We start from the raw sequence: 12,116 nt of genomic DNA on the forward strand, positions 1-12,116 counted from the left end.
CTAGGCCTGCACCGCCCGGCGCAGCGCTGCCCGCGCCAGAAGGCGCGTGGAGTCGAGCAGCGGCAGCGGTGAATTGGTATCGTTGACGATCAACGGAATCTCGGTGCAGCCGAGGATGACGGCATCGCAGCCCTCGTCCTTCATGCGCCCGATGAGCTGCTGGAAGCGGGCCACCGCCTCGGGCTTGAACACGCCGTAGACCAGCTCGTCCATGATGATGCGCTGGATGTCGTCGCGTTCGGCATCGCTCGGCCGCATGCAGGCCAGCCGGCGCGCCGCCAGCTTTTCGGGATAGACCTCGCTGTCGACCAGCCAGCGCGTGCCGGTCAGGCCGAGCCGGCGATAGCCGCGTTCGACGGCCTCGGCCGCAACCACTTCGGCGATGTGCAGCCAGGGCAGCGGCGAGCGCGCTTCGATGAGCGGCAGCGCCTGGTGGATGGTGTTGTCAGGGCAGACCAGGAAGTCGGCGCCGGTCTTCGCGAGCTTGTGGGCCGAGGCGAGCATCAGTTCGCCCACGCCCTGCAGGTCGCCGCGGTCCAGGCACTCGACGTACCCGGCGAGCGAGGGCGTGTGCATCGAGACCTCGGGATGGGCATGCGGGCCCAGAAGCTGCGCGCCGTCGGCGCAAATGGTCTTGTAGCAAAGGGCCGCGCCTTCGGCGGAGCAGCCGACGATTCCGATGTGCTGGGGCATGGCCGGATTCTCCACCGGCGAAGGCGCAGGCCGCCTTCCCGCTAGAAACCGCTGGCCTGGAAGTCCGTGCTGTGCAGGCAGATGGCGGCCATCGGGTTCTCGCGGTAGCGGGCGGTCGCCAGCGCGTCGATGGAGTCGGCGTTCTCCGCATAGGCGCGCACCAGTTCGGTGTCGCCCTCAGGTGCATGGAAGCGGGCGTGCAGCGCCTCTTCGTCGATCCGGGCAATGATGCGTGCGCCGTCGTACCCGTCGGGGTAGATCGCGAACTGGACGCTGCTGGTCGCGGAATGGAAGGTTGCTTCGGAGGCCATAGGAACTTTCGTATTCGTTACGGAAGTATCGGATTTCCGGGCGCAGCAAGAAATAAGCCCGAAGCTCTATGACGTCTCGAAGATGTGATGCATTTCTCGAATCGCCGCGACAAATGGGGGCTGAAGCGCTCTCGTCTATGCGTGCGCCCGCTCAGTCGCCGACGAGCATGCCGCGCTCTTCGATGAAGGCCACGACCTCGGCCAGACCGGTGTGGGTCTTGAGGTTGGTCATCACGAAGGGCCGCTGCTTGCGCATGCGTCGGGTGTCGGCCTCCATCACCCCGAGGTCGGCGCCCACGTAGGGCGCGAGGTCGGTCTTGTTGATCACGAACAGGTCGCTCTTGGTGATGCCGGGGCCACCCTTGCGCGGGATCTTCTCGCCGGCCGCGACGTCGATCACGTAGATCGTGAGGTCGCTGAGTTCGGGGCTGAAGGTGGCGGCCAGGTTGTCGCCGCCGCTCTCGACGAAGACCACGTCGGCGTCGGGGAACTCGCCCAGCATGCGATCGATGGCTTCGAGATTGATCGAGGCGTCCTCGCGGATCGCGGTGTGCGGGCAGCCGCCGGTCTCCACGCCCATGATGCGCTCGGCCGGCAATGCGCCAGCCACCGTCAGCAGGCGCTGGTCTTCCTTGGTGTAGATGTCGTTGGTGATGGCGATCAGGTCGTACTTGTCGCGCATCGCCTTGCAGAGCATCTCGAGCAGCGTGGTCTTGCCGGAGCCGACCGGCCCGCCGATGCCCACGCGCAGCGGCGGCAGTCTCTTGGTGCGGTGGGGGATGTGGTGCAGGGCGGAGGACATGATGGTTCAGCTTCTAAAGAGGCGCGAATACTGGGTTTCGTGGCGCGCCGACAGCACGGCGAGCATGGGGGAAAAGGCCTGGCGTTCATCATCCGCCAGTGTGAGCGCACTCTCGACTGCTGTGGGAATTTCCGCGGCCAGCCGGCCCAGCATGCGCTGGCCGGCGCTTTGCCCCAGCGGCACGGCCTTGACCGCCGCCGCCACCATGTTCTCGGCCCAGCCGAAGGCGAAGGCCAGGCAGGCGTCGCGCACCGGTGCCCCGGTGCGGCTGGCGGCGAAAGCGAAGGCTACGGGATAGCTTGCGGGCAGGCTGTCGAAGACGCTCGCGGCGTCGGCATGGTGCAGCTTGAGCCATTCGACGAAGGAACGGCCCATCTGCTCGGTCTGCAGCAGGAACTCGGCGGATTCGCGGGTCTGGAACACCCAGTCGTTGAGCGCGCGGATGCGTGCCGTGTCGCCGCTGCGCCAGGCGGGAACCGCCTGCGCCACGACCGCGAGGTCGGCGCGCGCCAGGCTCAGATGGAGCTGGTCGGCCAGCCAGTCGGAGGCCGCCGCTTCGGTGGCGAGGCCGGCCCATTCGATGCCTGCTTCCAGCCCCTCCGAATAGGAGAAGCCGCCGACGGGCAGCGCCGGCGAGGCCAGCCAGATCAGCTGCAGCAAGCTGGCAGCGGACAGGGCGCCCGGCGCGTCGTCCATCAGTGCGAGTGGCCGTGGGAATGATCGTGGCCGTGATCGTGCGCATGCGGCGCCGCGTAGGCGTCCGGATGCAGCACCGGCCCCACCGGCGCGGCGCCATGCGAATGCCCATGGCCGCCGCCATGCGCGCCATACGCACCGCCTTCGGGTTCGAAAGCCTCCTCGGCTTCGCGCACGATCAGGTGCATCGAGCGCAGCATGCCGGCCAGCACGTGGTCGGGTTCGATCTTCAGGTGGTCGGGCTTGAGCTCGATCGGCACGTGCCGGTTGCCCAGGTGGTAGGCCGCGCGCGTCAGGTCGAAGGGCGTGCCGTGCTCGCTGCAATGCGTGATCACCAGCACCGGCTGTTTGGCTGCGATCACCTTGATCAGCGAGCCGTCTTCGGCCACCAGCACGTCGCCGCCGCGCACCGCGGTGCCGCGCGGCAGGAACACGCCGATCTGCCGGCCTTGCGAATCGGTGGCATCGAAGCGGCTCTTCTGGCGCACGTCCCAGTCGAGTTCGACGGTGGCGGCGCGCTTGAGCAGCACCGGCGCGAGGCCGCCGCCTTGGGGCATGAGTTTGTTGGCTGTGAGCATGGGCAATGTAGAAGGGCTTGATGCCGCGGTTGATCCTCGATAATATAACAACAGTTATAACTTCAGGGAATCGCGATGTCGGCGCTCAAACTAACGCAAATTGGTAACTCCGTGGGCGTGATCCTGCCCAAGGAAGTGCTGGCCCGCTTGAAGGTCGAGAAGGGGGACACGCTGTTCATGACCGAGGCTGCAAACGGTGTGACGCTGACACCGTACGACCCCGACGTGGAGGAGCAACTGAAACTGGGGCGCGAGTTCATGCGTGAGTTTCGGGACACGTTCCATCAGCTCGCCAAATGAGGGAGTGGCGCTGGATCGACCAGCGGTCTCTGATGCTGTTGCACGACGAGAGCCTGGCGGAGCATGGCGGTGCCCCGGGCTTGCGTGACGAAGGGTTGTTCCAGTCTGCATTGGCGCGGCCCCGCAATCTGGTTGCCTGCGGCAAGCCTGATCTCGCCGATCTGGCTGCAGCCTACGGCGCCGGGCTTGCCAAGAATCATCCATTTGTCGATGGCAACAAGCGCGCTGCGTTCCTTGCTGTGGGTTTGTTTCTTGCACTGAATCGTCAGCGATTGGTTGCTGCTCAAGCTGAAGCGACCTTGGTGATGTTCGACGTCGCCGCCAGCGCGATCGACGAGCAAGGCTTCGCCGCCTGGATTCGAGAGCACTTGCAGGCGCGAACCGGCTGAGCTGCTTCAGAACAAAAAGTACCGCTGCGCCATCGGCAGCGAAACCGCCGGATCGCAGACGAGCAGCTGCCCGTCGGCGCGCACCGCATAGGTCTGCGCATCGATCTCCATCTTCGGCGTGTAGGCGTTGTGCACCATGTGCTGCTTGCGGATGCCGCGGATGTTCTTCACCGCACTCAGGGTCTTGGCAAGCCCGTAGCGCTCGCCGATGCCGGCGGCCAGGCCGGCCTGCGAGACGAAGGTCAGCGAGCTCTTCGCCAGCGAGCCGCCGAAGGCGCCGAACATCGGGCGGTAGTGCACCGGCTGCGGTGTCGGAATGGATGCGTTGGGATCGCCCATCGCGGCCATCGCGATCGTGCCGCCCTTCAGGATCGCGAAGGGCTTGACGCCGAAGAAGGCCGGCTTCCACACCACCAGGTCGGCCCACTTGCCGACCTCGATGCTGCCCACCTCGTGCGAGATGCCGTGCGCGATGGCGGGGTTGATCGTGTACTTGGCGACGTAGCGCTTGGCGCGGAAGTTGTCGTTGCGCGCGCCGTCTTCCGGCAGCTTGCCGCGCTGGCCCTTCATCTTGTGGGCGGTCTGCCAGCAGCGGATGACGACCTCGCCGACCCGGCCCATGGCCTGGCTGTCGGAGCTGAACATGCTGATCGCGCCAAGGTCGTGCAGGATGTCTTCGGCCGCGATCGTTTCCTTGCGGATGCGGCTTTCGGCGAAGGCCAGGTCTTCGGGGATGCCGGCATCGAGGTGATGGCACACCATCAACATGTCGACGTGTTCGTCGAGCGTGTTCACGGTGTAGGGCATGGTGGGGTTGGTGGAGGAGGGCAGGAAGTTCGGCTCGCCCACCACGCGCAGGATGTCGGGCGCATGGCCGCCGCCCGCGCCTTCGGTGTGGAAGGCGCAGATCGCGCGGCCCTTCACGGCCGCGATGGTGTTCTCGACGAAGCCGGATTCGTTCAGCGTGTCGCTGTGGATCGCGACCTGCGTGTCGGTGGCGTCGGCCACGTCGAGGCAGTTGCTGATCGCCGCCGGCGTGGTGCCCCAGTCTTCATGCAGCTTGAGGCCCATGACGCCGGCATCGATCTGCTCGTGCAGCGCAGCCGGCAGGCTCGCGTTGCCCTTGCCGAGGAAGCCGAGGTTCATCGGAAAGGCGTCGGCCGCCTGCAGCATGCGCTCGATGTGCCAGGGCCCCGGCGTCGCAGTGGTCGCGAAGGTGCCGGTTGCGGGGCCGGTGCCGCCGCCGAGCATGGTGGTGACGCCGGACGCGAGGGCCTCTTCGATCTGCTGCGGGCAGATGAAGTGGATGTGGCTGTCGATGCCGCCGGCGGTGACGATGTTGCCCTCGCAGCTGATGACCTCGGTGCCCGGGCCGATGACGATGTCCACGCCAGGCTGCACGTCCGGGTTGCCGGCCTTGCCGATCGCGACGATGCGACCGCCCCGAAGGCCGATGTCGGCCTTGACGATGCCCCAGTGGTCGAGGATCAGCGCGTTGGTCATCACCGTGTCGACCGTGCCCTCGGCCCTTGTGCGCTGCGACTGCGCCATGCCGTCGCGGATGGTCTTGCCGCCGCCGAACTTGACCTCCTCGCCGTAGCCGCCGGCGCGCAGGGTGTAGTCCTCTTCCACCTCGATCACGAGATCGGTGTCCGCCAGGCGCACGCGGTCGCCCACGGTGGGGCCGAAGATTTCGGCGTAGGCACGCCGGCCGATCGTTGCCATGTTTAGAGCTTTCCTTGAACCAGTCCGCGGAAACCGTAGACGATGCGGTCGCCGGCGAAATCCACCAGTTCGACCGTGCGCTGCTGCCCCGGCTCGAAGCGCACCGCGGTGCCCGAGGCGATGTTCAGGCGCATGCCGCGCGCAGCCTCGCGGTCGAAGCCCAGCGCGCCGTTGGTCTCGGCGAAGTGGTAGTGCGAGCCGACCTGGATCGGACGGTCGGCGGTGTTCTGCACCACCAGCGTGATCGCGCGGCGGCCGGGATTGAGGACGTGATCGCCCTCTTCGGTGATGAGTTCGCCGGGAATCATGATGCCTCCGCCGCCGGGCCGCCCCAAGGCGGAGGCGCCTCCCCCTCGGGGGGTGGCGAAGCACACGAAGTGGCAAGCCGGGGGGCGGTCATGCAACGCCGCCGAGCAGTGCAACGCCGAAGATCGCCACCGCTGCGCCCGCAACGCGCGGCACCCAACGGTTCGCGTGGCGCAGCGACCAGCCGATCGCGATGCCGGCCGCATGCAGCAGCACCGTCGCAGCGAGCATGCCGGCCAGGGTGAGCGCGGCACCGGATTCGCCTGCCAGCGCTTGACCATGCGCGACGCCATGGAACACGGCGAACAGGCCGACCAGCGCGGCGGCGGCCAGCGCCGGCAGGCGGCGCTGCGTGACGACCAGCAGGCCCAGCACCAGCAGCGACGCAGCGATCATGGGCTCGACGACCGGGAGTTGCACGCCCGCCAACCCGAGCAACGCGCCGGCCAGCAGCATCAGCGCGAAGCCCAGCGGCGCCCACAGCAGGTCGGGCCAGGCACGGCGCGCGGTGAGCGCGCTCCACAGGCCGACCGCCACCATCGCAGCCAGGTGGTCAAACCCCGTCAGCGGGTGCAGGAAGCCGGACATGAATCCGTGGTGCAGGCCGGCATCGGCGCCGGTGTGGGCGGCCGCGGCCAACGGCAGCGCCGCAATCAAGAGCAGAGGGGCTTGGCGAAGAAGGCGCATGGTGGTGGCGGGTGGTTTTTCAAACGATGGGTTGGTGCACGGTCACGAGCTTGGTGCCGTCCGGAAAGGTGGCCTCGACCTGGATGTCCGGAATCATCTCGGCCACCCCGTCCATCACGTCGGCGCGCGACAGGACGCTGCGGCCCTCGCTCATCAGGGCGGCCACGCTCTTGCCGTCGCGCGCACCTTCCATCACGGCAGCCGAGATCAGCGCCACGGCTTCGGGGTAGTTGAGCTTCAGCCCGCGTGCGCGGCGCCGTTCGGCCAGCAGGGCGGCCGTGAAGATCAACAATTTGTCTTTTTCTCGCGGTGTGAGTTCCATGAGCGGCAATGTTGCAACACTCGTGCCGTGGCACGAAAGCTGCACTTTGAACCGGTGGACTCTACCGCCGTTCCCCCGCTCCCGAGCGACGAAGCCCCGCAGCGCATCGTCAAGGTCCGGCGCGACTACAACAGCTGGGTGGCGCGCGAAACGCTCGAGGACTATGCCCTGCGCTACACCCCCCAGCGCTTTCGGCGCATGTCGGAATGGCGCGTGGCGAGCACGGCCTTCGGCGGCGCGGCCTCCTTCCTGATCCTCGAAGCGGTCGGCGCCACGCTGCTGGTGCAGTACGGCTTCATCAATGCGGCCTGGGCGATCCTGGTCACCGGGCTCATCATCTTCCTGGCCGGCCTGCCGATCAGCGTCTATGCGGCACGCTACGGCGTCGACATGGACCTGCTCACGCGCGGCGCCGGCTTCGGCTACATCGGCTCCACGCTGACCTCGCTGATCTACGCCTCCTTCACCTTCATCTTCTTCGCGCTCGAGGCGGCGGTGATGGCCTATGCGCTCGAGCTGGCGCTGGGCATCCCCGTGGTGTGGGGCTACCTGGTCTGCGCGCTGGTGGTGATTCCGCTGGTCACGCACGGCATCTCGGCCATCAGCCGGCTGCAGGTGTGGACCCAGCCGATCTGGCTCGTGATGCTGGTGGTGCCCTTCGGCTATGTGCTGATGCGCGATCCTGGTGCGTTCGACGGCATCGTGCACTACAACGGCGTCAAGCCCGGCGCCATCGGATTCGATCTGCACCTGTTCGGTGCCGCCCTCACCGTCGGCATCGCGCTGATCACGCAGATGGGTGAGCAGGCCGACTACCTGCGTTTCATGCCGGTCCGCACCGCTGCCAACCGCGGGCGCTGGTGGGCCGGCGTGCTCGTCGGCGGGCCGGGCTGGGTGGTGCTGGGCGTGCTCAAGATGCTGGGCGGCGCGCTGCTCGCCTACCTCGCCATCGGCCACATGGTGCCGCCCGAGCGTGCGGTCGACCCCAATCAGATGTACCTGGCCGCCTACGAGTACGTGTTCCCCCAATACGGCTGGGCGGTGGCCGCGACGGCGCTGTTCGTCGTGATCTCGCAGCTCAAGATCAACGTCACCAACGCCTATGCGGGCTCGCTCGCCTGGAGCAATTTCTTCTCGCGCGTCACGCACAGTCATCCGGGCCGCGTGGTGTGGGTGGTGTTCAATGCGCTGATCGCCTTCATGCTGATGGAGATGAACGTGTTCGAGGCGCTGGGCGACGTGCTCGGCCTCTACGCCAACATCGCGATCGCCTGGATGATGGCGGTGGTGGCGGATCTCGTCGTCAACAAGCCGCTGGGCCTCTCGCCGCCGGGCATCGAGTTCAAGCGCGCGCACCTGTGGGACATCAACCCGGTCGGCGTCGGCGCGATGGCGCTGGCCTCGGCCCTGTCGATCACGGCGCACCTGGGTGTGTTCGGGCCGATGGCGCAGGCCTTCTCGGCGCTGATCGCGCTGGGCACCGCCTTCGTCGCGGCGCCGCTGATCGCCTGGGCCACGCGCGGCAAGTACTACATCGCGCGGGTGTCCGACGACTGCGGCTCGGCGCCTTTCGCACCGGACACCGGCCGCGCGGCGGTGCGCTGGGCGCGCGTCGAATCGGAGGCCGGCAGCTACCGGCGCCTCAGCACGCAGCGCTGCGTGATCTGCGAGCGCGAGTACGAAGGCCCCGACATGGCGCACTGCCCCGCCTACCAGGGCGCGATCTGCTCGCTGTGCTGCACGCTCGACGCGCGCTGCGGTGATCTCTGCAAGCCGCAGGCGAGCCTCTCGGCGCAATGGTCGGGCGCGCTGCGCTGGCTGCTGCCGCGTCGCGTCTGGCCCTACCTCGATACCGGGCTCGGCCACTTCCTGCTGCTGATGCTGATCGTGGTGCCGCTCCTCGCTGCGGTCTTCGGCGTGCTCTACCAGCAGGAACTGCGCGGCCTGGGCGAAGGGGTGCTGGCCGAAGCGGCGAACCCCGCGCACCTGCGCTCGGGCTTTCTCAAGGCCTACATGGCGCTGCTGCTGATCGCCGGCATCGTCGCCTGGTGGCTGGTGCTCGCGCACCAGAGCCGCAAGGTGGCGCAGGAAGAATCGAACCGCCAGACCCACCTGCTGGTGCGCGAGATCGAGCTTCACCGCGAGACCGACCGCGCCTTGCAGGCCGCCAAGCAGACGGCCGAGCAGGCGCGCGAGCAGGCGGACCAGGCGAACCAGGCCAAGAGCCGCTACATCAGCGCCATCAGCCACGAGCTGCGCACGCCGCTCAACAGCATCCTGGGCTATGCGCAGCTGATGGGGGAAGACGCGGCCGTGCCGCCGCACCGGCAGCAGGCGGTGGCGGTCATCAAGCGCGGCGGCGAGCACCTGCTGTCGCTGATCGAAGGCACGCTCGACATCGCGCACATCGAGGCCGGCAAGCTCACGCTGCATGCCAGGCCGATGGAGTTCGCCGAGCTCATGAGCGAGCTGGCCGACATGTTCGAGCTGCAGGCGGCCGAGAAGGGCCTGGCCTTCCGCTTCGAACCCGCCGGCGAACTGCCCGAGCTGGTGCGCGCTGACGAGCGGCGCGTGCGGCAGATCCTCATCAACCTGCTGGGCAATGCGATCAAGTTCACCGCCAGCGGGCAGGTCACGCTGCGCCTGCGCTATGCGCGAGAGTTCGCGGCCATCGAGGTCGAGGACACCGGGCCCGGCATGTCGGCCGAGGAACTGAGCCGCATCTTCGAGCCCTTCGCGCGCGGCACGAGCGCCGGCCCGTCCGCGCCCGGCGCGGGCCTGGGCCTCACGATCGCGAAGATGCTGATCGACCTGATGGGCGGCGAGATGAGCGTGCAGAGCGCGCCCGGCGCCGGCTCGGTGTTTCGGGTGCGGCTGTTCCTGCCGCGCGTGCACGAGGCGCCCGTCGCCGGCGGGCGGCGCAAGATCGCGGCCGCGCCACGGCTGCGGCGCGGCTACGAAGGCCCGCGCCGTCGCCTGCTGGTGGTCGACAACGAAGAGGCCGACCGCGAACTGCTCGTGCACCTGCTCGCGCCGCTGGGCTTCGAGCTGCGCACGGCGGCCAGCGGCCATGATGCGCTGGACCTGATCGCCGCCGGCTGGCATCCCGACGCGATGTTCGTCGATCTCGCGATGCCCGGCATCGACGGCTGGGAAACCATCCGCCGCTCGCGCGCGCTCGGGCTCGCGCAGGCGTCCGTCGCAATCGTCTCGGCCAATGCCTTCGACAAGCGGCTGGACAACGACGTCGGCATCGCGCCAGAGGATTTCTTCGTCAAGCCGGTGCGCCACAGCGAGCTGCTCGACTGGCTCGAGCGCCGGCTCGCGCTGCGCTGGACCGACAGCGCCGTGGCACCGCCGCCGGCGCCCTCGCTGCCGGCGGCCGTGCTGCCCGATGCGGCCAGCCTGCGAGCGCTCGAAGAGGCCGTCGGCCTCGGCTACTTCCGCGGCATCATGAACCAGCTCGACGCCATCGATGCGGCCCAGCCCGAATGCGCGGGCTGGACGGCGGCGCAGCGTACGCTGGCGCGGCAGTTCCAGTTCGAGGCCATGAGCCGTGCCTTGAATTCGGCGGCGGGCACCTCATGAGCAGCGAGCCCCCACCACCCCTGGTGCACAGCTTGCGCGAGCACGCCGGCACTGGCGACCTGGTGCTGATCGTCGACGACGTGCCCGACAACCTCGCGGTCCTGCACGATGCACTCGACGAATCGGGCTATGCGGTGCTGGTCGCGACCAGCGGCGAGCAGGCCCTGCAGCGCGCGGCCCAGGCGCGCCCCGACATCGTGCTGCTCGACGCGATGATGCCGGGCATCGACGGCTTCGAAGTCGCGCGCCGCCTCAAGGCCGATGCCGCGACGGCCCACATCCCGATCGTCTTCATGACCGGTCTCACCGAGACCGAGCACCTGGTCGCGGCGCTGGAGGCCGGCGGCGTCGACTACGTCACCAAGCCGATCAAGCCCAAGGAAGTGCTGGCGCGCATGAATGTGCACCTGCAGGGCGCGCGCGCCGCGCGGCAGGCGGTGCAGCAGGCCGGGCAGGCACGCAATGCGCTCGATGCCTTCGGCTACGCGAGCTTCACCGTGCGCATGCCCGAGGGCAGGCTGATCTGGCAGACCGCGCTGGCGCGCGACCTGCTGCAGCGCTACTGCGCCACGGCCGCGCCGGCCACGCCGCCGGTGGTGCTCGAATGGCTGCGCCAGCACCTGCCCGACGCGCAGCAGCGCCAGGTCGAGCCGCCCGTGCTCTCGATCGCGCAGGGCGCCGCCAGCCTCAGCCTGCGGCTGCATCAGCAGACCGGGCACGACGAGGAGGGCGACGACTGGCTGATCATCATGCGCGAGGTCTCCGGCACCGCGGTGATCGAGGCCATGAGCCTGAGCCTGAAGCTCACCGCACGCGAGGCCGAGGTTCTGTACTGGGTGGTCAAGGGCAAGACCAACAAGGACATCGGCGAGATCCTGGGCAGCAGCCCGGCCACCGCCAAGAAGCATCTGGAGCGCGTGTACGTGAAGCTTGGCGTCGAGACCCGTACCGCGGCCGCCGGCGTGGCAATGAAACGCATTCGCGAGCTGCAGCCGCAGTTCGAAATATGAGCCGATGAATTGACGCCGGCCGCTCCTAGAATGCGCGGCCATGATTCGACGCTATCTGATGGCCCCGCTGTGGTTCGCTGCAGCCTCCGCGCAGGCCGGCGGCCATTTCGACGTCGACGATGCGGGCACGCTCGATCGGGGCCAGTGCCAGTACGAGTTGTGGGGTACGCGCACCCGCAGCCAGCAGACCACGCTCTGGCACCTCGGGCCGGCCTGCCGCGTCGGCCCGGTCGAGCTGGGTCTCAACATCGATCGCATCGCGGTGGCCGGGGATCGCCTGCACACGGTGGGCCCGCAGCTCAAGTGGACCTTTCTCGGGCAGGCGCCCGATGCGCCGTGGAGCGCGGCCGTCTCGATGGGCGCAACCTTCGAGCTGCCGCGCCACGGCGGCCGCACCGGCGGCCAGTTCGTCGTTCCCGTGACCTGGCGCGCGACCGACAGCCTGCAGGCCCACGCCAACCTGGGTGCCGACTGGGCCCCCGGCACCGGCGCGCGCAGCGGCCGCGGCGGACTGGCCGGCGAATGGGCGCTGAACGACACCGTGTCCCTGATCGCCGAGCGCAACCGTGCATTCGGGCTCTGGACTTCGCGCGTCGGCGCGCGCTTCAGCCTGACGCCCCTGATCAGCATCGACGTGAGCGCGGCGCGCACCGGGCCCGGGGGCGTGCGCGGCGTGGCGATCGGCCTGAATCACGAGTTCGGACGCTGA

General features: G+C 68.4%; 14 protein-coding genes. 5 read left to right on the plus strand and 9 right to left on the minus strand.

What is annotated here, in order from left to right:
- From ACSQ9A_RS06050 to ureE, 5 genes are all read right to left on the minus strand, one after another.
- Window positions 1-693 (minus strand): aspartate/glutamate racemase family protein, encoded by a 693-nt coding sequence (locus ACSQ9A_RS06050; RefSeq protein ID WP_436303014.1) that lies wholly within the window; start codon window positions 691-693, stop codon window positions 1-3.
- A 41-nt stretch (window positions 694-734) separates the two neighbouring features.
- A complete protein-coding gene (locus ACSQ9A_RS06055; RefSeq protein ID WP_436303015.1) occupies window positions 735-1,004 on the minus strand; it encodes a hypothetical protein in 270 nt (89 codons plus the stop codon).
- Window positions 1,005-1,155: 151 nt separating this feature from the next.
- On the minus strand, window positions 1,156-1,806 hold the full coding sequence (ureG, locus tag ACSQ9A_RS06060; protein ID WP_093109001.1) for an urease accessory protein UreG: 651 nt from the start codon (window positions 1,804-1,806) through the stop codon (window positions 1,156-1,158).
- A gap of 6 nt (window positions 1,807-1,812) precedes the next feature.
- Complete coding sequence (locus tag ACSQ9A_RS06065; protein ID WP_093109000.1) at window positions 1,813-2,502, minus strand: urease accessory protein UreF; 690 nt, start codon at window positions 2,500-2,502, stop codon at window positions 1,813-1,815.
- Window positions 2,502-3,080 (minus strand): urease accessory protein UreE, encoded by a 579-nt coding sequence (ureE, locus tag ACSQ9A_RS06070; RefSeq protein WP_093108999.1) that lies wholly within the window; start codon window positions 3,078-3,080, stop codon window positions 2,502-2,504. Before ureE ends, ACSQ9A_RS06065 begins: the two co-directional genes overlap by 1 nt.
- Before the next feature lie 75 nt (window positions 3,081-3,155).
- Between ureE and ACSQ9A_RS06075 the strand changes: the two genes are divergently transcribed.
- Together ACSQ9A_RS06075 and ACSQ9A_RS06080 are read left to right on the plus strand one after the other, a co-directional pair.
- Window positions 3,156-3,380 (plus strand): AbrB/MazE/SpoVT family DNA-binding domain-containing protein, encoded by a 225-nt coding sequence (locus ACSQ9A_RS06075; protein WP_093108998.1) that lies wholly within the window; start codon window positions 3,156-3,158, stop codon window positions 3,378-3,380.
- Window positions 3,377-3,769 carry a type II toxin-antitoxin system death-on-curing family toxin gene (locus ACSQ9A_RS06080; RefSeq protein WP_436303016.1) on the plus strand — a complete coding sequence of 131 codons (393 nt, stop codon included), beginning with the start codon at window positions 3,377-3,379 and terminating at the stop codon, window positions 3,767-3,769. Before ACSQ9A_RS06075 ends, ACSQ9A_RS06080 begins: the two co-directional genes overlap by 4 nt.
- Before the next feature lie 6 nt (window positions 3,770-3,775).
- Here ACSQ9A_RS06080 and ureC read toward each other — a convergent pair whose 3' ends face one another.
- The 4 genes from ureC to ACSQ9A_RS06100 all read right to left on the minus strand — a co-directional run bounded on the left by ureC (window position 3,776) and on the right by ACSQ9A_RS06100 (window position 6,809).
- Window positions 3,776-5,494: an urease subunit alpha gene (gene ureC, locus ACSQ9A_RS06085; protein WP_436303017.1), complete on the minus strand. Its 1,719-nt coding sequence runs from the start codon at window positions 5,492-5,494 to the stop codon at window positions 3,776-3,778.
- Window positions 5,495-5,496: 2 nt separating this feature from the next.
- Window positions 5,497-5,802, minus strand: coding sequence for an urease subunit beta (locus ACSQ9A_RS06090; protein ID WP_436303018.1), 306 nt, complete (start codon window positions 5,800-5,802; stop codon window positions 5,497-5,499).
- An 88-nt stretch (window positions 5,803-5,890) separates the two neighbouring features.
- Entirely contained in the window at window positions 5,891-6,487 is a 597-nt protein-coding gene (locus tag ACSQ9A_RS06095; RefSeq protein ID WP_436303019.1) for a HupE/UreJ family protein, read from the minus strand.
- A gap of 19 nt (window positions 6,488-6,506) precedes the next feature.
- Complete coding sequence (locus tag ACSQ9A_RS06100; protein WP_093108993.1) at window positions 6,507-6,809, minus strand: urease subunit gamma; 303 nt, start codon at window positions 6,807-6,809, stop codon at window positions 6,507-6,509.
- Window positions 6,810-6,863: 54 nt separating this feature from the next.
- Here ACSQ9A_RS06100 and ACSQ9A_RS06105 point away from each other — a divergent pair, with 54 nt between their 5' ends.
- The 3 genes from ACSQ9A_RS06105 to ACSQ9A_RS06115 are packed head-to-tail and all read left to right on the plus strand — an operon-like array spanning window position 6,864 to window position 12,116.
- Window positions 6,864-10,397, plus strand: a complete 3,534-nt coding sequence (locus ACSQ9A_RS06105) for a hybrid sensor histidine kinase/response regulator (protein WP_436303020.1) — start codon at window positions 6,864-6,866, stop codon at window positions 10,395-10,397.
- Window positions 10,394-11,407 (plus strand): response regulator transcription factor, encoded by a 1,014-nt coding sequence (locus ACSQ9A_RS06110; RefSeq protein WP_093108992.1) that lies wholly within the window; start codon window positions 10,394-10,396, stop codon window positions 11,405-11,407. Before ACSQ9A_RS06105 ends, ACSQ9A_RS06110 begins: the two co-directional genes overlap by 4 nt.
- A 40-nt stretch (window positions 11,408-11,447) precedes the next feature.
- On the plus strand, window positions 11,448-12,116 hold the full coding sequence (locus ACSQ9A_RS06115) for a hypothetical protein (RefSeq protein WP_436303021.1): 669 nt from the start codon (window positions 11,448-11,450) through the stop codon (window positions 12,114-12,116).

The sequence above is a fragment of the Variovorax sp. LjRoot290 genome, assembly GCF_964253985.1.
Classification (GTDB): domain Bacteria; phylum Pseudomonadota; class Gammaproteobacteria; order Burkholderiales; family Burkholderiaceae_C; genus Variovorax.